This is a genomic window from Rhodococcus sp. C-2 (assembly GCF_027854095.1).
GTDB lineage: Bacteria > Actinomycetota > Actinomycetes > Mycobacteriales > Mycobacteriaceae > Rhodococcus_F > Rhodococcus_F qingshengii.
Genome location: NZ_JAQGFI010000010.1, coordinates 224,921 through 244,016, shown reverse-complemented (window position 1 = coordinate 244,016; position 19,096 = coordinate 224,921). Strand labels below are relative to the sequence as shown.

Below are 19,096 nucleotides of genomic sequence, written 5' to 3'. Positions count from 1 at the left end.
GCCGATTTCACAAATGTGTGAAGATAGAAAAGACGGAAAGATCGAAGGGTTCCGATGACCGACACCAGCCACACCGTTGCACCGGACGAGAGCCGACACTATGTCGAGCGACTCTCACTCGTACTGAGCGACATGGGTTTTCCGCCGATGCCCGCACGCGTCTGGGCCGCGTTGATGACCAGCGAGACACCCTCGTCCACGCCAGGAGATCTCGGATCTCGGTTGGGAGTGAGCCCCGCCGCCATTTCCGGAGCCGTCAGATACCTCCAGCAAGTCGGATTGATCGAGCGTGTGGCCGTCCCCGGATCGCGGCGTCAGCACTACTGCGTCAGCGTCGACATGTGGGCCGACGCGTTTGTCACGAAACAGTCCTCGCTCTACCAGGTCTCGGCAGTTGCGGACGAGGGCATACGAGTCCTCGGTGAAGGAACCACAGCCGGCGATCGAATGGCAGATCTGCGCGACTTCTTCGACTTCATGGCCGCGGAAATGCCGCGAATGCTCGCGGACTGGCGCTCCCGGCGAAAAGACCGGACACCTGGCAGGTAACTTCAGGTTTACCCGCAATTTCGGCTGGGTACCTCAATTCTCGTTCCAGCATGGTCAGGTGCGGTGTAATCGAGGAGTTGCTGATGAAGCTGTCGATCAGGGGCGCGAACACTTCACCGACTCCACCCTTCGCGCGTACCGCTTCACCCGAAACCTGTGAACGATCGATTTCCCTGAATCGCACCGCCGCCGAGGCATTCGCCGGTGATCACCATGCATTGTCGAAACTACTGGCCCGGTTGCACCCTCGCGTCGTTCTCTACTATCGCGCCAGACTCCTCGGGACGCCCGTCGCGACGTTCGCCGACGATCTCGCCCACCAATGCACCCTGGACGTCGTCACACGAATGTCCGACACGATCTCGGCCGACACACGCATCGAGACCTTCGCGTACGAGTTGGCCTCTCGACGAATTGCGTCAATTCCCCAGTCACGCAACATCGACGGACAATTCAAACGCCCGCGCCGCCTGACCGACGACCAACGTGAGGTTCTGGTACTACGAATCGCAGTGGGTCTGACTGCCGAGATGACCGCATCGACTCTGCGCACAACTCGTTCGAGCGTGCTCCTCCTACAGCATCAAGCGCTGCGCGCCTGGACGGTCTCCGAGCAGAGCTAGATCAGACCTTGCTTACTCGCGGCGTAGACGGCCTCTGCTCGACGGCTCACCTCGAGTTTGCGCATGATGTTGCTGACGTGAAACTTGACGGTGGTCGGTGAGATGAACAATCTCTCACCGATTTTGATGTTGGACAAGCCGTTTGCGAGGAGTCTGAGCACTTCGAGTTCGCGATCGGTCAATCGTTCTTTCGACGACGACTGCCCGTTGAGCGATCGCACGACAGCTGACGCGCTGCGCGAATCGAACGCACTCTCACCCCGCGAGACCGCCCTGATCGCACGCACCAATTCGGTGGTGTCGACGTCTTTGACGACATAGCCGCGAGCACCCGCGTGCACCGCTCGCACCACCAGTTGATCGTCGAGAAACGTGGTGAGAACCAACAGTCCGAGGCCGGGATGCGCCGAGGACAGCTGGCCACACAGGGTCAGTCCCTCGTAGTCGGAACTGGCGGAGAGTTTGAGATCCATCAGGACGATGTCCGGGCCGACCTTGTCGACCACGGCGAGTGCCTCGGCGAGGGACGAAGCCTCCCCCACGATCTCGAGATCGCTTTCGCGCTCGAGAACCGAGCGGAGCCCTTGCCGCAGAATTGCATGGTCGTCGACCAGGACGATTCGAACCAATCCCTGAACCGGCGATGCTCCGCGGGTGATGACGGGACGCGCAGTGGTCATGATTCCTCGCTCTCGATTTCAGTTGTGGAGCAAAGGTTTTCCATGCCCGAGTCGAACGGCAGTGGTAGTCGCACGAGAATCTGAATCCCACCGATCCGCGCGCGCCGTACTTCGAGCGCACCACCCAACTCGAGTGTTCGCGCCTGCATGTTCGCGAGACCGCGATGGCGGCCGTCGACGTCGTTGGTGGCTGCGAGTTTGAGGATCAGACGCATTCGCGCAGGGTCGCCGTCACCGTCGTCGGAGACCGACAGCAACACGGAGTCCGCCCGATAGGTCAGACGTAGCACCGCCCGATTCGCGTGAGCATGGACCGCTGCATTGAAGAGAGCTTCCCCCGCGATCCGGAGAAGAGCGTGTTCGGCATCGCCCGGAAGTTCGGTCGGGGTACCGCCGACGCGAACGCTCACCGCCAACTCGTCCGGCATGTGAACCACGCCGAGTTGCTCGAGCATCTCGGGCAACGACGTCCGGTCCGCGTCCGACGAATGATTGAGCGCGTAGATCGCCGAACGAAGCTGCTCGACCGCCCTCCTGGTCAAATCCTTTGCCAAGTCCAGTCTTTCACTGCGTTCAGCCTCCGGGATGTCACTCCGGCAGACCTCGATCTGCATGCCGGCCGACAACACCGCCTGTGTCACACTGTCGTGCAGTTCGCGGGCGATCCGGTGACGTTCGTCGTCGACCACTTGGTGCCGGTGCGCCACTCCGAGTTGACGCTGAGTGGACTCCAATTCGCTGTTGCGCACCGCAAGGTCGGCTGCAGTACGATTGGCCTCCGCATACGCATCTTCGGCACGCTCGAGCAGTAGTTGTCCGCGCTGATAGAGCGCCGAATTCTGCAGAGCCACAGCAGTCTGGCTGGCCAGAATGCTGAGCACGGCTCCGTCCGTCGTGTCGAGGGTTCGGTTGGCCGGCGTCCAGGCTGCAAAGGCACCTACCACGCCGCCACCGAGCACGATCGGCACAAACGCGTAGTGCGCGTCGATCACCGAGTTGGATTCGATTCTTCCGTACCGGATGTCGTCGAGGCATTCGACGACATCCTCCGGAAGTGGCGGTCCCTCCACATTGTCGACCAGAAAAGGGGTGGCGTCCGGGCCGAGAACCAGTCGCCGTGGTCCGGCGTCGGGCAAAGTTCCGTCAGCCAAGGCGAAGACAATCCAGTTGGCACTCAGATGCGCACGGGCAGCTTCCGCGACCGCGCAGACGAGGGTTTCCGGCCCCTCGACGGTGCGCACCAAAGCCCGCGAGATCAACTCCAAGGCATGCACGACGCGTTCGAGGCGCTCGGCCGCACCGCGATACTGCGGGTAGAACGAACTCTTACCCGATCGTAATCCGGTGAGCCGGGACAGGTCCGCGGTCATCGCCTGCACCAATTCACAGCGTCCCTCTTCACAGCGTCCATCTTCACAAGGCACCTCGGAACAACGCCACCATCTGTTCCTGCGTCGCTTCCCTGGGATTGGTGGACATGCAGGCGTCGAGCAACGCGAAGCTGGCGAGCCTACTCAGGTCTTCCTCGCGAACACCCAACTCCCCCAGCCCCTTCGGCACACCGACCTCCCGGGCGAGACGTTCGACACGGTCGGCCACCGCCAGCGCTGCTTCCTCCGGGGTGCCGCGCTGCTCGGGAAGACTCAGTGCCGCAGCGATGGCGACAAAGGGGGCGGCGTCCGTGGTGGAATTGAACCGGATGACGTGGGGCAAGAGAATTCCGTTGATGACGCCGTGCGGAAGGTCGAGCATGCCGCCCACCTGATGGCTCATGGCGTGCGCGGCTCCGAGTATCGCGTTGGTGAACGCCAACCCGGCCTCGAGGCTCGCCTGCGCCATCACCGATCGAGCTTCCATCTCCATCGGGTCCTGGATCGTGTGCACCAGATTCTCGGTCACGAGGCCGACAGCGCGGAGCGCGTGATGATCGGTCAACGGATTGTGCGCCAGTGAGACGAAGGCTTCGATTCCGTGCGTCAGTGCGTCCAATCCTGTTGCCGCATTGAGCCACTCGGGCATCGTCGTGAGCAACCGCGGATCGATGACCGTCACATCTGGAACCAGCGCCCGGCCGATGATGGTGATCTTGGTGCCGCGGGTCGTGTCCGTGACGATGCAGAACTGCGACACGTCCGCGCCCGTGCCGGACGTGGTGGGAACCATCACCAACGGCGGGATCGGTTTGGTCGCCTGATCTACCCCCTCGTAGTCGAGTATGTTGCCACCGTTGGCAGCGAGGACGGCTACACCTTTAGCCGCGTCGATGACCGAACCGCCGCCGAGCGCGATGATGACGTCACACTCGCCTTCCTGGTACACCTCGAAACCGGCCGCGATCTCGAAGTCCTTGGGATTGGGCGTCAGCCCTGACCACACCGTCGCCGTCAATCCCTGCTCCGTGAGATGGTCTTCGAGTTCGCTGACCCATCCCGCGTCGATCAGACCGGGATCGGTGACCAGGAATGGTCGGAACCCGCCGAACCTCAGAGTCGCGTGTGCTGCCTCGACCAGGGAACCGATACCGAAGACGATCTCGGGGGCGTGAAATTTGACCAGTCGAGCAGCAGTGCCGCGGCGATGAACACCGAGGTTCACAGCATCCGGGTATGCCACGGACACGACCCCACTCTCCTCTCGCTGCTCTGAGATCTCCGGTCGGGATTTCGCATCCGTCGCTCTCAGCGCATCAACTCCCACGTGCACAAACTGGTGTGATCCACCTTACAATCGCTGGCCCCGAGCCTACGCGGACAGCAGTCGGGGCACACCCACCGAAGGAGAGGCGCTTACCTACCCGTTCGGGCAGGTAAGGCGTCTCGGGAAAATGAATGGCGCGGCGAGAAGGTCCCGCTGTACTTTCGGTTGCGGCCAGAGTGGCCCGTAGAACCGATTCAGAAGGTGTTTATGACCCAGCCCGCGCCGAGCGCGCCTCCCGCCCCTGCACTGCCGGCAACCTCGAGGGTCACATGCTGATCCTCGAAACGTCGGACTGACAGCCGCGAGGCCCCCTCGGCCTGCTCCTACTGCTTTGTTCACTCAGCTAGGAGTTCTCCAGTGCCTCAATCACACAATTCCATCTCGAAAACCGACACCTTCTCGTGCATTCAGTGCGGACTCACAGTCATGACGTACGGCCCCGATGGTGATCGCCGAAACCACTGCCCCAGTTGCCTGCATTCCCGACACTTGTTCGACCAGGTGGAAGGTGGACCGTCGGACTGCGGAATGCGGATGGCTCCCATTTCGATCGCAGTACTGCGCAGTGGCGATTGGATGATCATCCACCGCTGCGCACAGTGCCTCGAGCTCACCTCCAACCCCGTCAGCCGAGACGACAACCAGTTGTTGTTGATGAGAATGGCAGTGCGGCCGCTCGCGCAACCGCCCTTCCCGCTCGAAGCCTTCGGCGACTTGTGAGGAGGAATCAGATGCCACGTAGGAATCCCAGCACCCGCCCGCGGCGGGCACCGCAACGGGCCAAGCACGTACTGCACGGAATCGGCGGAGAACAAGGATCGAGCTTCCGTTGTCTCACATGCCGTTTGGACATCTCCACTGCGGCGCCGGGTACCGCTCATCGGAACCACTGCCCGAACTGTCTGGCCAGCCGCCACGTGGACGGTCGCGTTCCGGGCGACCGAGCACAACAGTGCCGAGGTGCCATGGCGGCGCTGTGCCTGTCGGTCCGGCAAGACGGTGAATGGATGCTCGTTCACCAGTGCGTCGAGTGCAATACGTTGAAAGTCAACAGGATTGCCGGCGACGACAACGTCTTGGTCCTGCTGCGCTTGGCGCTACGTCCGTTGGCAGACCCTCGCCTGCGCTCGCGAGCGTTGCTAGCGCTCTGATGATTCGTCCGGTGCAATCGTGCGGTTCTGCGCACGATTACACCGGACGAACACCACGAACACGATCCCTGCGAGCAAGCCCACCGCCGTCGGTCCGAGGACCAGTCCCGAGTACAGCCACGGGGCAGGTTCTGCCGGAGAGAGGTCCATGAATCCGGGTCCGGTGTATGTCGGTTCGGAAAACGGCTCCCGATAGGATCCTCCGGTGAGAATGTGCGGTGACGCCAACGACTTCCACCACTACTGAAACACGCCGAGCGCCACAACCCCACACACGGCGCCGAGCACTGTCAGCGCCGCGATCGGTCGCCAGATCGATCCCCTGATTTCGGACATGAGATCAAACTAGTTCACGACAGATCGCGCAGTGACATCGGTGAAGTGCACTGACATCAGCGAAGTGCGTGCCCCAGCTCGGCGGCCTTTGCCATCAGTTGCGCGGCATCTCGGGCAACAACAACCTCGTCGCAGATCTCCGAATACTCCGGCATCGCGCACGATGCCTGGTTCCAGTAACGCTGTGGTTCAGGCGTGATCCATGCCAGACGGTGGACCTTTCGGCGGAGTTCCTCGAGCTTGTCCGCCTGCGGGGGCAACCCGTTGCACCGACCGTCGCCCACGATGATGACAGACGTCCGTGAGTTCAAGGTGTTTCCGTGCTCGTCCAACAATTCTGTGAGCACCCGCCCGTAATCGCTGCTGGCTTCCAGATCCAGACCCGGGTGCGCGAGTACCGCGGCCAGTGCGCCGTCACCACTACTGGCGAGAAGGGTGTCGGTCACGTCGACCGGACGATCGACGAAGGCGAGGACTTCACAACGATCTGCTCGGCGATGCATTGCCTGAGCCAAGCGCAGAGTGAACGCGGTGATGGGGCGCACGGACAGCGACACGTCGGCGATGAGAAGTAGTCGAACACGATCGGGGCGAGGAGCTTTCACGACAAGATGGAAGGGTATCCCGTCGGTGCGCAAGCTCGAACGCACCGTGCGCCGCATGTCGAGATGCCCACGAGAACGCTCACGGGGCCGAGGTCTGGACGGTCCTCTCATTCGCCGAAGCACTTCGTGGCACGCGAGTTCGATGTCGTTGTGCGTTGCGCCCGCGGCAGATTCACTGTCGGGCGCATCGGGAGCGGTTTCGGCGAGTGCAGCGGCCGAGAGTGCTTGCACGAACGCTTCGACCGCCTCGACGAGCCGGTTCAATTGTGCTTGCGTCAACGGCCCGTCGTCGGAGACATCTGCATACGCTTTGCTCGGGTCGTAGGCATCCAACCAGGCGAGGATCGACGTCGGATCGTCCCAGGACAACGAGCCGACCACTGCTGCAGCAACACTAATGCTCAGGTCACCGACCACCGCCGATGCTGCACGGTCCACGTCGACCGTGTAACTGACTCCGCGTCGACCGGTCTCCGAACCGGTATCGACCGACAGTTCGGCATCGCTCGACGTCATCGACACATCGTCGTCGTCCTTGTGCGGGTTGAAGCCCTTCTCCGCTTCCGGAGTGTCGAAGTAGTCGCCGACCTCGGCCGCACGCTCGTTGTACTCGGCGTACCGACCAACTTCTTGATCCTCGTCGATCCCCAGCGCGGTGGGCAGACCGTCCGCCACCTCGGCGCGCGAACCCATCCGCTCGCCGTGCGCTTTGCCTGCGGCCGGCCGGAACAGCGCGTCGAATGCCCGATCGAAACCGGCCTGCTCGTGAGAGTACTTGGCGCACACTGCCCGAAGACATGCTCGCAACGTCTCACGATCCGAAGCGCCGACCATCGCGAGAACACGCCGAACCTCGATGACCTCGGCCGGTGACGCGGAAACTCCGGCCGCCCTCAGCAATCGGCCGAAACTCGCGGACACCACGTCGAGAACAAACGACGGTTGCCACACGGCAAGGCCACCGAGCGTCGTCATCGCGTCGAACGGATTCCGCTGCCGCCGCGGATTCCCTGTTGATGAGGGTCACGTCCACCCGTGCCCCGGAACACGGCCGTCGTCGTGTTGGCGGGTTTGCTTGCCACCGTGGCCCGCTCGATCGGCTCGCCACCGTCACGCGACGATGATTCGAAACGCTTTCCGTCGAATCGTTCCTTGGCCAGCGTCACATCGGACGAGTACTTGAGCAACGCCGTGAGCAGGATGTCGCGCACCTTGGCGTCGGAAGCGGTGTCGAATCCGCCGGCCGCGAGCACTGTTGCCGCCCTGGCCGCGTCGATGACCTCCGAGATGGACGGACTCTTGCGCAGCGGGAGGTCACGCAGGATGCGAGCCAATTCGACGACCTCGGTGGCCGTAGCCGAATCCACCTCCGGCGCTCGGGCCGTGACGATCTCGCGTTCACGCTCCGACGTCGGATAGCCGAGATGGTAATGCAGACAACGACGCTTGAGTGCGGGCGAGAGCTCGCGGGTGTCGTTGGACGTCAGAATGACCCAGGGCTGCGAGCGGGCAACGAACGTACCGACCTCGGGAATGGTGACCTGCTGTTCGGCGAGAATCTCCAGGAGCAGTGCTTCCATCGACTCCTCGGTGCGGTCCACCTCGTCGACCAGAAGTACTACCGGATCGGGTGAGAGGATTGCTTCGAGCAGCGGCCGTACGGACAGGAAGTTCTCGGAGTACAAACCGAAATCCTGATCGGCCAGAAACTTGGACGCTTCGGCGACGCTGTCGAATTCGGAAACCTGATCGCTGATCCGGTCGCGGAGCATCTGCACGTGCAGGAGTTGCTTCGCGTAGTCCCATTCGTACAGGGCGCGATTGTCGTCCAGCCCTTCGTAGCACTGCAATCGCACCAGTTTGCGGCCCCCGATCGCAGCCAGAGACTTAGCCAGTTCCGTCTTGCCGACACCGGCCGGCCCTTCGAGCAGGAGCGGGCGCCCCAGCGCCGTCGCCAGATGAACGACTACCGCGAACTCGTCATCGGCAATGTAGTCCTGCTCTCGCAGAGCATCTTTCACTTCGATTCCGCTGGAGAAACTGCGACCGGACATGGAACACCTTTCATGGGGGGCAAGCCCCTGTGCGCCTTTTTGGTAGTGCGGGCTACCAAAAAGGCGCACGGGGCCGAAGGCCCTGCTAGAAGTACGACTTGTTGATCGCGTGATCGACAACCGGGATCATCGACTCCACGGTCACCTCACGGGGATTGCCCGGGGTGCACCAGTCGTCCTGAATGTGCTCGGAGATGGCGCGCACAGTCTTCTCGTCACCCTTGATGACATCACCACGGCCCTCGTACTTCTTGGTGTTCATCTGGTTCTTCGCGTACGAGTCGGTGCGAACCTGACCGAAGTTGTCGGGGATACCGACGTCCTTGGCCAGACGGATGGCAGCCTCGACGGCAGCATCCGCGGCCTGAACCGTGGTGAGGTTGCGAGTGTCGACACCGAGTGCGCCGGCCAACTGGGCGTAGCGCTCGTAGCGCGAAGGCAGGTTGTACTCCCACACACGCGGCAACGCGATGGCGTTGTTCAAACCGTGGTGGCTGTCGAAGAAGGCACTGACCGCGTGCGAGATCGAGTGAACGATGCCGAGGCCACCGGAGTTGAAGGCCTGCCCGGCAATGTACTGCGCGTTCATCATTCCCTCGCGGGCCTTGAGGTTGCGCGGCTCGAAGACGGCCTCGCGCAGGTTCTTCGCGACCAACTCGACCGAGTAGATCGCATTACCGAGCGAAGGTGCGAAATCGAGACGAGACACGAAAGGCTCACTGCCGTGCGCGAGTACGTCGAAGCCGCAGTACGCGGTGAAATGCTGAGGGCAGGTGTAGTAGAGCAGCGGATCGTCGATCGCCAGGGTGACGATGGTCGCCTCGTCGAAACCCACCCACTTGTGCGGGTTGTTCATGTCCGACGTGTCGGTGATGACGTACGCCCACGACGTCTCGGAACCCGTTCCGGCCGTGGTGGATACGGCGATATGGGGCGGGTTCTCCTTGTTGGTGGACTTGGCGAAGCCCTCGAACTCGTTGATGTTGCGACCGTCGTGTGCGATCACGACGCGAGCGCCCTTGGCGGCGTCGTGGCTCGAACCACCGCCGATCGAGATGATCGAGTCGCACTTCTCCTTCTGGTAGAGAGCCGCGGCCTCCATGACGTTGTAGTCCTTGGGATTCGACTCGACCTTGTCGTAGAGCACGACCTCGACACCCTGGTACTCGATCTTGCCGACGAGTTCCTCGATGATGCCCGAACCGCGCAGACCGGTCGTCATCAGAAGGGTGCGCTTGAAGCCGAGGTTCTTGGCCTCCACCCCGATGATGTCGTGAGCGCCCACACCCATCAGGGCGCGAGGGAAGGGGTGGAACTCCTTGATGGGAAAGTCCCAGATCTGGTTGAGCTCGATAGCCATCGGTATCTCCTCAGGGATGTGCACGAATGTGACTGCGGGAGGGATTCGAGCCGATTCTTTGTGACCGGCGTCTCACCTGGTTCCCACTGTGTACCGACAAACAGCCCGTGCACAGACTTCGGCAGCTCAACCGCCCGGACGCCGCCCACGAACCGCCCGTTCGGGCAGGTCGACGCCACCCCGGACTGCCAGGACGGCTGGATCAGACCGCCGTGGTTCCCGCTGATCGGGAACGTGTTGCTCGGCGACTACGATCCCCAGTAGCTTTTCATCACTGCTAACATTGAACTAGAACACGTTCTAGATGTTGCACTTCACTGACCTGCGCTTTACCCAGCTTCACGAGAGGACTAGCTTCGCGATGACGACAGTCGAGGTACCGCACAGCTCGCGATCGGCGGTACTCACCGTGTCCGGAGTCATCGAAGAGACTTCCGACGCCCGGTCGCTGGTGTTCGAGATTCCCGCAGAACTGAAGGACAAGTTCGACTACAAGCCAGGTCAATTCCTGACCCTGCGCATCCCGAGTGATCAGACCGGCTCGGTCGCACGCTGCTACTCGCTGGCCAGTTCACCCTTCACCGACGACGCCCCCAAGGTGACCGTCAAGCGAACCGTCGACGGCTACGGCTCCAACTGGTTGTGCGACAAGCTCCAGGTCGGCGACACCATCGAAGTGCTGCCGCCGTCAGGTGTCTTCACGCCCAAGTCGCTCGATCACGACTTCCTGCTCTTCGGTGCAGGCAGCGGTATCACTCCGGTGATCTCGATCCTCAAGTCCGCCCTCACGCAGGGCAGCGGCAACGTCGTGCTCATCTACGCGAATCGCGACGAGAAGTCCGTCATCTTCGGCGCCGAACTTCGCGAATTGGCAGCGCAACACCCCGGCCGCCTCACCGTTGTCCACTGGATCGAAACCGTGCAGGGACTCCCCGCCGTCTCACAGTTGGCGACACTGGCCAAGCCATTTGTCGCGTACGAGGCCTTCATGTGCGGTCCGGGCCCCTTCATGGACGCCGTCCACAAGGCACTGGCAGAGGCCGGCATGCCCCGCACGCAGGTTCACGCCGAGGTCTTCAATTCACTCGCGGGTGACCCGTTCCGTGACGTCGAGGTAGCCGAGGTCTCCGACGAGGAAGCAGCCGACGCCGCAACCGTCGAGGTCGAACTGGACGGTGAAACCCACACCCTCGTCTGGCCGCGCAAGCAGACGCTCGTCGACATCATGCTCGCCAAGGGCCTCGACGTGCCGTACTCCTGCCAGGAAGGCGAGTGCGGGTCGTGTGCCTGCACCGTCACCGAAGGCGAAGTTCAGATGGACAACTCCGAAATCCTCGACGCCGAGGACGTGGCGAACGGCTACATCCTCGGTTGCCAGGCGAAGCCGATCACCGATCACCTGAAGATCGAGTTCTGAACCCTGCTTCGATGCATGACGGCCCCTGATTCCCTGCGGAATCGGGGGCTTTGTCATGTTCGGAGTCTCCCGAGTCATCTCCCGAGTCATCTTCCGAGTCCCGCCGCGAAACCCACGCAGGCTCCGTTGTGGGCAACCTCCACAGCGCAAGAATCAGTGCGAGGGTCACGATCAGGAAACCCTCACGAAGGACCAACCCGAACGGCAGCAGGAGCGGTGACGTCTCGATGAACTGCTGCCCCATGCTCGGCCCGCAATAGACGACGGCCAACCCCACAGCGGCCGCACCGAACTGCAGCGGCGATCGAAGCCGAAAGAGAACCGTGACGGCAGCAGGCACGAGATACACCCAGTGATGAATCCAGCTGATCGGCGAAAGAATCGGCGCGCTCAATCCGATCACCAACGCCGCATCGACCGCTCGCCCGACGCGATAGACATCTCGGGCGATCCATAGCGCTACCCCCGCGCACAGCACGGTCGACGGCATCGCCAGAGACGCTGTCCATGGGCCCAGCGCGGCAAGTCCGCCCTGCAGCGAACTGTTGCCGGCACTCGCGATCGCCTGCCCGCTCAAATCCACCCGGTCGCTGAGGTTCCAGACGACGTCCGACCAGAAGGTCCAGCTGACGGCCGGGTCCACCACTGCTGCGACGGCGGTCGCCGCGGCAAATCCGATCGAACTCCAGATCGCGAGTCGCCACTGCTTCGTGACGACGAAGTAGACGATGAAGAGAGCCGGAGTCAGCTTGATCGCGGCCGCGACGCCAATCAGCAGTCCTCGCGGAAACCACCGGCCGAATCTCGAATCCTCTCGGCGAGTCACGTCGAGCAGTACGAGCACCATCAGCACCAAGTTCACCTGGCCGAATGAGATGTGCGCACTGACAATGGGAGTCACCGACACGGCCAGGACCAATGCCGCCATGACGAGCGGCCGCTTGGGGACGCGAGCGGGAGTGAACCTCGCAACCGTCCACACCAACGCCGCGATGCACAATCCCGACCACAGCAGATAGGCAGTCCACCAGTCGAAGAGGACAGTCGGCCAGAGGAAGATCACCGCGAACGGGGTGTAGGTGAACGGCATCCCTTCGTCGACGATCAACGGGCCGACGAGATTGCCCTCGTAGATGTTCGATCCCGCTGCGAACGCCTGGGCAGCGTAGCGGTAGACGAGAAAATCAACGGGTTCGACGGCTCGAACGGAGTACACGAGATAACACAGAGCTGCGACGCCGGCAGCGATCAGTGAACCGATCGTCACAATTCGAGACGCCTCGACACGGGTGGCGGGCATACCGAGAATCGTCCCACAACCTACCGAGCGGTACTTCGCTAGCGGGCCGCCCGGAAGTGCGCTCGCTCGTCTGCGGTCAGGTGTTCGCACGCGTAGCTCAGCGCCGTGCGTCCCATGTCTGCTGCATTCTTCGCGAGGAAACCGGTCAACAAATCCCGGTCCACCCGCTTGCCCACCTCGCGGAGCATCCAGCCCATCGCTTTCTGGGTCAGGTCTCGTCGATCACCCAGCACCCGCGCGGCAAGCTCGAGCGTGGTCGACCCGTCGCCGCGAGTGATGAATCCGTACGTCGTCAGCAGCGCCACCCGTCGTCGCCACAGGTCACCCGAATCGGAAAGCTCGAAGATCAGCCGGCGATCTCGGTCGTACAGCCAGCCGCCGAGGATCTGTCCGGCGGACAAATCCACGAGATCCCAATTGTTCACCCGCCCGTCCTCGACAGCGCTGAGATAGAAGTCGGCGATGCGGGAGCGACTCTCGTCGTCGAAAAATTTTGGGCGACTGACCTTTTCGAATCGAGCAACAAGGATCAACAGACCGGCCAAGCGATGCTCGTGGACGTCGCTGTCGAGAAGGAGGCGTACCTGAGGCAACTCGAGACCGACATGCTTCTTCACCACCGAACGCGTCTTCGGTACTCGCACGCCGATGAAGACGTCACCCTCGCCGTACTCCCCCGGCGCTGTCTTGAAGAACTTCTGTAGCTGGACGGCATCCGCGGGATCCGCGAGGTCGGCCAACTGTTCGATCACGTCCTGGGCACTCGATTGCGTCACCCCAGAACCTTCTCACGGGTCGTCTGTGCGGACTCTTCGATTCTCTCAGCGTCCTCACACCGTGTGCCCTGCTCGGCCACAGGTCGGCAGACGACACTCGAGGACAGTCAGTGAAAGGACCACCCATGATCACCGCCGCTATCGCATTCACCACTCTCACCCTCATGGCACTCTCGGGACATATCGCGGCCAGCGCTCCGCGCGGTCTCGTGGCAATCCGGACGAATAGTCACAAATCTTGATATTCGAGCCTCCACATCGCCTCTAACTGCAACGCGAATGCAATTGGCGGAGAGTTGATCTCGATCTGCCGCGGGCGTGTACTACAGGTGGACACACTCTCGTCTTTGGAGGTCTCGTCATGAAGTCGTGGAATCGAATGCAAGATGCCGTCGCGGTGGTTCTCGGCGTCTTTGCGGCTCTCTCGCCGATGTGGCTCGACACCACCGATCGGGCAATGTGGTCACTCGTCGTCCTGGGTGTCCTGGTTGCACTGTCGGGTCTGGCGCACATGGCACGTCCGGACATGGCCATGGCGGATTACGCGATGGGCGTTTTCGGCGTCTTGATGTTCATTTCACCCTGGGTCATGAGCTTCGACGCTCTACGCGGTGCGTCGTGGACGGCCTGGGTGGTCGGGGTCCTGACCGTTGTGGTCGCGGTGAGTGCGATGCCGGTGATGAGTGCGCGGATGCATCACGGGGGTCACGGCGGAGTAGCCGCCCATTGACAGAGCGGAGTAGCCGCCCATTGACGGAGCGGAGTAGCTGCCCATTGATGAATGGCTGGCTGCAGGCTGGATCAGGCTTTGATCGCGCCCAACAACCGCCCGGCGTCGAAGGCTTCGGCGCTGGGCGGTAGCGCGCCCGGACGTCCGCTCACGAAAACCTCGACGGTTCCCGATCCTTCACCCGCGTCACCGAGCCCGTCGATCCGCCGCAGGGTCTGTCGTGCAACGGCTTCGGCACTGTCGAAGAGTGTGACACCGGCGGGTAGCCGCGCTGCGATTTCGTCCGCGAGCAGTGGGTAGTGCGTGCAGCCGAGGACAACGCCGTTGACGTCGTCCGGCGTCCGGGCCACTGCGGATTCGATGGCTGCAAGTGCGGCTGCACGATCACCGAGGTCTATCGAATCGGCCAAGCCGTGGCACGGCACCCCGACGACTTTGGCGCCGTTGCCGAACTGTTCGATCAGATCGGCTTGGTACCGGCTGGCAGTCGTCGCGGCGGTAGCCCAGATCGCCACTGAATCGCACGCGGCGGCCGCGGGCTTGATCGCGGGCACCGTTCCGATGACCGGCACACCCGGTCCGACCAGTTCGCGGACGTGTGGGAGAGCGGTGACGCTCGCGGTATTGCATGGAAGAACGATGACCTGAGCCCCACGATCGAGGCTCCGCCGCACCGCACCGAGTACCCGGTCGACGACCCACGGCTCGGGCTTGGGCCCCCAGGGGGCGCCGTCCGGATCGAGGGACAGCACAAGATCGAGATCCGGGCGCAGGCGTCTGAGCCACGCAGAGGTAGGGAGCAGGCCCAGTCCCGAGTCGATGAGTGCAACGATCACCGCACAAATCTATCGCCTCGGAACCGGTCCTGCCTCATCCGTTCAGGCCGGTGTGGACTCCAACACGTCCGAGATGGGCGTGCCGGCTGCGATCTTCGCGCGCATCTTCATCACAGCTCCCGCGCTACCGCCGCCGACGACAGCTGCCAGCACACCGTCGCGCTCGTAGTATGCGACGAACTTTCGGCCGTCGTCCTTCACGATGTGAACGGTGTCCGTGGGTGCGACGGTCCCCAATGCCTGGATCTTGACGTCGTACTGATCGCTCCAGAAGTACGGAACCTGCGCCGGCGCGTCCGGATCACCCGTTCCGGTGATCGCTCCCGCCAGGATCTTGGCCTGGTCCCCAGCATTGGTCCAGTGTTCGACACGCTTGCGTCGATCTCCGATCTGCCAGGACGCGACGTCGCCGACCGCCCAGACGTGTTCGGTGCTGGTGCGGCCGACGCCGTCGCAGAGCACTCCGTTGTCGAGTTCGATCCCCGAACCGTCGAGCCATCCCGTGACCGGCACCGAACCGACTCCGATCGCGACCACGTCGACCGGGATTTCCGAACCGTCACTCAAGGTCGCAGCGGCAACCGCTCCGTCGCCGGACAACGAGGTCAAGCCCGTACCGACTCGGACGTCGATGCCCTCGTTCCGATGCAGACGTTCGACGAGGGCGCCGACGGTGGGGCCGAGCACCGACGCCAGCGGCGTCGGCTGGGGTTCGAGCAACACGACGTCGACGCCGTGAGACTTCATGCTCGCGGCCAGTTCGCAGCCGATGAAGCCGGCCCCGACGATCAGCGCACGCTTACCGGGAGCAAGGTCGGCGCGGAGGGCCAACGCTTCCTCGATGGAGCGCAGAACGTGCACTCCGGACAACTCCGGAAGGCCGGCGATGCGACGCGGAGTCAGTCCGGTCGCGATGACCAACTCGTCGTAGTCCAGGGTGGATCCGTCGGCGAACGCCACCGACTTGGCGACCGTGTCCACCGAGGTTGCCGGCGAACCGAGCTTGAGATCGACCTTGTTCTCGACGTAGAACTCGGCCGGACGCAAGGTCGTCTCGTCCTTGTCGCCGCGGATCACTTCCTTCGACAACGGAGGCCTGTCGTAGGGCAGATGCGTTTCCCCACCCGCGAGCGTCAATTCACCTTCGAAACCCGCTCGTCGCAGTTCCTCGACGGTCCGCAGTCCCGACAAACCCGCACCCACGATCACTATCCGTGCCACCACGTACCACCCTGTCCGACCCACGTCACTTGCAGCGCTCACTATGAACGCCGTCACTATTTGCCTCCGACTCTGCCATACCAAATGCCGGAGTAGGTGTGGTGCATCCCGCATGGTCACCTACCAGTCACTACAGTTGGAGGTACTTCAGACGCACGCACTGACACATGAGCAGGGAGCCCCCATGACCAGCGATTCCAGTGAAAAGAACAGCGTCCGATTCGGCGCCGACGGTGGCGCGGAACTAGTCAGCACCCAGGGTAAGACGATCATCGCCGACGCCGTGGTCGCCAAGATCGCCGGTATCGCGACCCGCGAGATCAACGGCGTGTACGACGTCGGCGGGGGCACAGCGCGTGCGGTGGGGGCACTTCGCGACCGCATACCGGGCGCCCGCGTCAACCATGCCCAGGGCGTGGCGGTGGAGGTAGGCGAGAAACAAGCCGCCATCGACATCGGCATTGTCGCCGAGTACGGCGTCGCACTCCACGAACTGGCGGTAGGTATCCGCCGCAACGTCATTGCCGCAGTGGAAAGCATGACGGGTCTCGAGGTCACCGAGGTCAACATCACCGTCTTCGACGTCATGCTCTTCGAGGATGCAGAGAGCGGCGGCAGTACCGATCCGGAAGCCAAGCCGAGGGTTCAGTGAGTACCGCCGACGCCGGCCGCGAGATCGACGCGGCCGAGGTAGTCGCCGACGCGGTTCTTGCCATCCCGGAAGTGGCAGATCTGCACGGAGGACAGTTCGGCGAAGTGGGAACCTACCTCCCCGGACGCCGCATCACCGGCGTCGTCGTCGACGAAAACTCCTGTGCTGTACACATTTCCGTTCACTATCCGGCAGACGTTCGCAGCGTCGCCGAACGCGTACGAGCGGTGGTGGCGAGATTGGTCGACGTACCGGTGAACGTGACCGTCGGCGACCTGTCGACAGCGGGATATCTACCCGTTGATGCCGAAAATGCAGTCACCGAGCCTGCCACCGTCACAGACATTGCACCGAACATTCGAGAAGGGAACTGACATGAACAGCACCACCGTCGGACTGCTGGTCGGTCTGCTCCTCGCACTCGCCGGAATCATGGGTGGGTTCAGCGGTTTCGTCTTCGCAGTCCTGCTCGGCGCCGCCGGTATGGCGATCGGAGCACACCGCGACGGACATCTCGACCTCGGCGCGATCCTCCGAAGCCGTGGCCGTGGCTGAGCCGTCCGATCCCAGCGCAGCGGACGATCCTGGTCTACGCGGCTCCTTGGTCATCAAGGACCGTGCGATGGCCAAGATCGCCACGGCCGCAGCGGTGAACGTCCCGGGGGTGGTCCGCCAGTCCGGTGGCTTGACTCGCCTGACAGGACGCGACCTTCCGCGAGCCGACATCTCGATGGGTAGCGACGCCGTCGCCATCAATCTCTTCCTCGCCGTGTCCTGGCCGTGTTCGGTCACCGAGTTGACCGGCCGGGTGCGAACGGAAGTCGGACGCAGCGTCGAATCGCTGACCGGGCTTCCACTCCACGACATGAACGTGATGATCGCGGCAACCGAGGGTTCTGACGACTCCTGTGTTTCCGGCGTCGAGATCGCGGAGGGCCCGGCACAGCAGGCACTCTCGGATCCGATTCCGCCGCGTGTCCCCTCTGCGAACCCGGCGGCCGCAGTTTCGGCCGTCGTCATCGCGTGTGGTCTACTCGCACTCGCCTTCGTCGTCTCGCGCGAATGGTTCATCAACCGTGGAACTTTCGAATCGGCACCCTGGATCCGAAACTCCGTGGAGTGGACGTCTCGTCTGCACTGGCAACCGTGGCTACTTCCGGTGGCAATCGCTGCCGTTGTCGCGGGTGTTGTCCTGATAATGTCGGCGATCAAACGCCGTGCGAAAACCCATGTCCCACTCGGGAACCCGAGCGCATCGACGGTGTGGATGCGGCCGACTGACATTGCACGTCTGTGCAGTAGCCACGCAGCGGTCGTTCCCGGCGTCGGCTCGGCTCACACCAGCGTCGACCGTAAACACGTCAAGGTCCACATCGAATCGACCGGTGGCGATCGAGCTGAACTTGCCGCAGCCGTCGACGCGGCGGTTCGGCCTCATCTCGCGATACTGCAGCGGCCACTGCAACTTTCGGTTGTCGTGCGAGAAACTGTAGTACGACGAAAGGACGCCTCGTGAACCGTTGGATCTCCGTGGTCGATCGGATCATCGTCCTCATCGTCGGAATCGCGTTGCTTGCAGCGGGCGCATACGCCATCGCGTGGGACGCGGGCGCGTCGCTGATTCGAACCTGGGTGTCACGCCTCGATCGGGAGGTCCTCTTCGGCCTTCCGGAGGAGCCGTGGTGGCACTGGGTACTGTCGGGCACCTTCGCCCTCTGTGTCTTCGCCGGTTTCGGGCTGTTGTACCTGAACCTTCGCCGGCGCCGCACAAGCGCAGTCACATTGCGGCACAACGAATCCGGTACCGACGTCAGCGTGGATCTCGGACCCGTCGCAGACGGCGTAGCGGCCGAACTCGCTCAGCTGACCGGCGTGCGGAGCACCAAGAGCAAAGCGACGGTCGATCGCGGACTGCCGACGCTGTCGATTGTCGTCACTGCAGATCCGTCGATCGACGTCGCCGGATTCACCGCTTCGGCCGAACGCATCGCCGGCGCAACCAGGCGCAGCCTCGACGGCTCAACCGTCGCAGTACAGGTTCTGCTGCACCTCGACAGGGTGGAAGCCAACAAGTAAGTAAGAAGCACGCAGGCACCCGATCACCGAACA

21 protein-coding genes are annotated in these 19,096 nt (G+C 62.8%); 11 read left to right on the top strand and 10 right to left on the bottom strand.

The window, feature by feature from the left end:
* The first annotated feature begins 54 nt into the window (after positions 1 to 54).
* Together PCS43_RS22185 and PCS43_RS22180 are read left to right on the top strand one after the other, a co-directional pair.
* On the top strand, positions 55 to 549 hold the full coding sequence (locus PCS43_RS22185; RefSeq protein ID WP_007728322.1) for a GbsR/MarR family transcriptional regulator: 495 nt from the start codon (positions 55 to 57) through the stop codon (positions 547 to 549).
* 83 nt (positions 550 to 632) lie between these two features.
* A complete protein-coding gene (locus PCS43_RS22180; RefSeq protein WP_007728324.1) occupies positions 633 to 1,172 on the top strand; it encodes a hypothetical protein in 540 nt (179 codons plus the stop codon).
* On the opposite strand, the gene PCS43_RS22175 is transcribed toward PCS43_RS22180, so the two are convergent.
* The 3 genes from PCS43_RS22175 to PCS43_RS22165 are packed head-to-tail and all read right to left on the bottom strand — an operon-like array spanning position 1,169 to position 4,471.
* Positions 1,169 to 1,852 (bottom strand): MadR family response regulator transcription factor, encoded by a 684-nt coding sequence (locus tag PCS43_RS22175; RefSeq protein WP_003942005.1) that lies wholly within the window; start codon positions 1,850 to 1,852, stop codon positions 1,169 to 1,171. The two genes, PCS43_RS22180 and PCS43_RS22175, sit on opposite strands and share 4 nt — an antisense overlap.
* Entirely contained in the window at positions 1,849 to 3,222 is a 1,374-nt protein-coding gene (locus tag PCS43_RS22170; protein WP_003941844.1) for a MadS family sensor histidine kinase, read from the bottom strand. Before PCS43_RS22170 ends, PCS43_RS22175 begins: the two co-directional genes overlap by 4 nt.
* Positions 3,223 to 3,265: 43 nt before the next feature.
* Positions 3,266 to 4,471 (bottom strand): iron-containing alcohol dehydrogenase, encoded by a 1,206-nt coding sequence (locus PCS43_RS22165; protein WP_007728329.1) that lies wholly within the window; start codon positions 4,469 to 4,471, stop codon positions 3,266 to 3,268.
* A gap of 435 nt (positions 4,472 to 4,906) precedes the next feature.
* Between PCS43_RS22165 and PCS43_RS22160 the strand changes: the two genes are divergently transcribed.
* Both PCS43_RS22160 and PCS43_RS22155 read left to right on the top strand, forming a co-directional pair.
* The gene (locus tag PCS43_RS22160) at positions 4,907 to 5,269 is read left to right on the top strand and encodes an RNHCP domain-containing protein (protein ID WP_003941922.1); all 363 of its coding nucleotides are present in this window, start codon (positions 4,907 to 4,909) and stop codon (positions 5,267 to 5,269) included.
* A gap of 11 nt (positions 5,270 to 5,280) precedes the next feature.
* Positions 5,281 to 5,700 carry an RNHCP domain-containing protein gene (locus PCS43_RS22155; RefSeq protein WP_037129880.1) on the top strand — a complete coding sequence of 140 codons (420 nt, stop codon included), beginning with the start codon at positions 5,281 to 5,283 and terminating at the stop codon, positions 5,698 to 5,700.
* Positions 5,701 to 6,092: 392 nt separating this feature from the next.
* On the opposite strand, the gene madC is transcribed toward PCS43_RS22155, so the two are convergent.
* The 3 genes from madC to mdo form a co-directional block, all read right to left on the bottom strand.
* Positions 6,093 to 7,616 (bottom strand): MadC family VWA domain-containing protein, encoded by a 1,524-nt coding sequence (gene madC, locus PCS43_RS22150; protein ID WP_007728356.1) that lies wholly within the window; start codon positions 7,614 to 7,616, stop codon positions 6,093 to 6,095.
* Positions 7,613 to 8,695, bottom strand: a complete 1,083-nt coding sequence (locus PCS43_RS22145) for a MadB family AAA-type ATPase (protein ID WP_007728360.1) — start codon at positions 8,693 to 8,695, stop codon at positions 7,613 to 7,615. The genes madC and PCS43_RS22145 overlap by 4 nt, the downstream gene beginning before the upstream one ends.
* An 85-nt stretch (positions 8,696 to 8,780) precedes the next feature.
* The gene (mdo, locus tag PCS43_RS22140) at positions 8,781 to 10,055 is read right to left on the bottom strand and encodes an NDMA-dependent methanol dehydrogenase (RefSeq protein ID WP_003942095.1); all 1,275 of its coding nucleotides are present in this window, start codon (positions 10,053 to 10,055) and stop codon (positions 8,781 to 8,783) included.
* A 361-nt stretch (positions 10,056 to 10,416) separates the two neighbouring features.
* On the opposite strand from mdo, the gene PCS43_RS22135 reads away from it, so the two are divergent.
* Positions 10,417 to 11,472 (top strand): ferredoxin--NADP reductase, encoded by a 1,056-nt coding sequence (locus PCS43_RS22135; RefSeq protein WP_003941851.1) that lies wholly within the window; start codon positions 10,417 to 10,419, stop codon positions 11,470 to 11,472.
* Here the strand turns inward: PCS43_RS22135 and PCS43_RS22130 are convergent.
* Positions 11,444 to 12,772 carry a glycosyltransferase 87 family protein gene (locus tag PCS43_RS22130; RefSeq protein ID WP_007728378.1) on the bottom strand — a complete coding sequence of 443 codons (1,329 nt, stop codon included), beginning with the start codon at positions 12,770 to 12,772 and terminating at the stop codon, positions 11,444 to 11,446. The genes PCS43_RS22135 and PCS43_RS22130 overlap by 29 nt on opposite strands.
* 38 nt (positions 12,773 to 12,810) lie before the next feature.
* Positions 12,811 to 13,548, bottom strand: coding sequence for a DNA alkylation repair protein (locus tag PCS43_RS22125; protein ID WP_209908028.1), 738 nt, complete (start codon positions 13,546 to 13,548; stop codon positions 12,811 to 12,813).
* A 361-nt stretch (positions 13,549 to 13,909) separates the two neighbouring features.
* On the opposite strand from PCS43_RS22125, the gene PCS43_RS22120 reads away from it, so the two are divergent.
* Positions 13,910 to 14,278 carry an SPW repeat domain-containing protein gene (locus PCS43_RS22120; RefSeq protein WP_003941901.1) on the top strand — a complete coding sequence of 123 codons (369 nt, stop codon included), beginning with the start codon at positions 13,910 to 13,912 and terminating at the stop codon, positions 14,276 to 14,278.
* A gap of 71 nt (positions 14,279 to 14,349) precedes the next feature.
* Here the strand turns inward: PCS43_RS22120 and PCS43_RS22115 are convergent, their stop codons facing one another.
* Both PCS43_RS22115 and PCS43_RS22110 read right to left on the bottom strand, forming a co-directional pair.
* Entirely contained in the window at positions 14,350 to 15,114 is a 765-nt protein-coding gene (locus PCS43_RS22115) for a glutamate racemase (RefSeq protein WP_003941981.1), read from the bottom strand.
* 42 nt (positions 15,115 to 15,156) lie between these two features.
* On the bottom strand, positions 15,157 to 16,335 hold the full coding sequence (locus tag PCS43_RS22110) for an NAD(P)/FAD-dependent oxidoreductase (RefSeq protein WP_238592553.1): 1,179 nt from the start codon (positions 16,333 to 16,335) through the stop codon (positions 15,157 to 15,159).
* A 184-nt stretch (positions 16,336 to 16,519) separates the two neighbouring features.
* On the opposite strand from PCS43_RS22110, the gene PCS43_RS22105 reads away from it, so the two are divergent.
* The 5 genes from PCS43_RS22105 to PCS43_RS22085 are packed head-to-tail and all read left to right on the top strand — an operon-like array spanning position 16,520 to position 19,063.
* On the top strand, positions 16,520 to 16,987 hold the full coding sequence (locus PCS43_RS22105; RefSeq protein ID WP_003941912.1) for an Asp23/Gls24 family envelope stress response protein: 468 nt from the start codon (positions 16,520 to 16,522) through the stop codon (positions 16,985 to 16,987).
* Positions 16,984 to 17,361, top strand: a complete 378-nt coding sequence (locus PCS43_RS22100) for a hypothetical protein (protein WP_042453130.1) — start codon at positions 16,984 to 16,986, stop codon at positions 17,359 to 17,361. Before PCS43_RS22105 ends, PCS43_RS22100 begins: the two co-directional genes overlap by 4 nt.
* 1 nt (position 17,362) lies before the next feature.
* Positions 17,363 to 17,542: a hypothetical protein gene (locus PCS43_RS22095; RefSeq protein WP_003942043.1), complete on the top strand. Its 180-nt coding sequence runs from the start codon at positions 17,363 to 17,365 to the stop codon at positions 17,540 to 17,542.
* Positions 17,529 to 18,503 (top strand): Asp23/Gls24 family envelope stress response protein, encoded by a 975-nt coding sequence (locus PCS43_RS22090; protein WP_007728390.1) that lies wholly within the window; start codon positions 17,529 to 17,531, stop codon positions 18,501 to 18,503. Before PCS43_RS22095 ends, PCS43_RS22090 begins: the two co-directional genes overlap by 14 nt.
* A complete protein-coding gene (locus tag PCS43_RS22085) occupies positions 18,500 to 19,063 on the top strand; it encodes a hypothetical protein (protein WP_042453127.1) in 564 nt (187 codons plus the stop codon). The genes PCS43_RS22090 and PCS43_RS22085 overlap by 4 nt, the downstream gene beginning before the upstream one ends.
* The last annotated feature ends 33 nt before the right edge of the window (positions 19,064 to 19,096 follow it).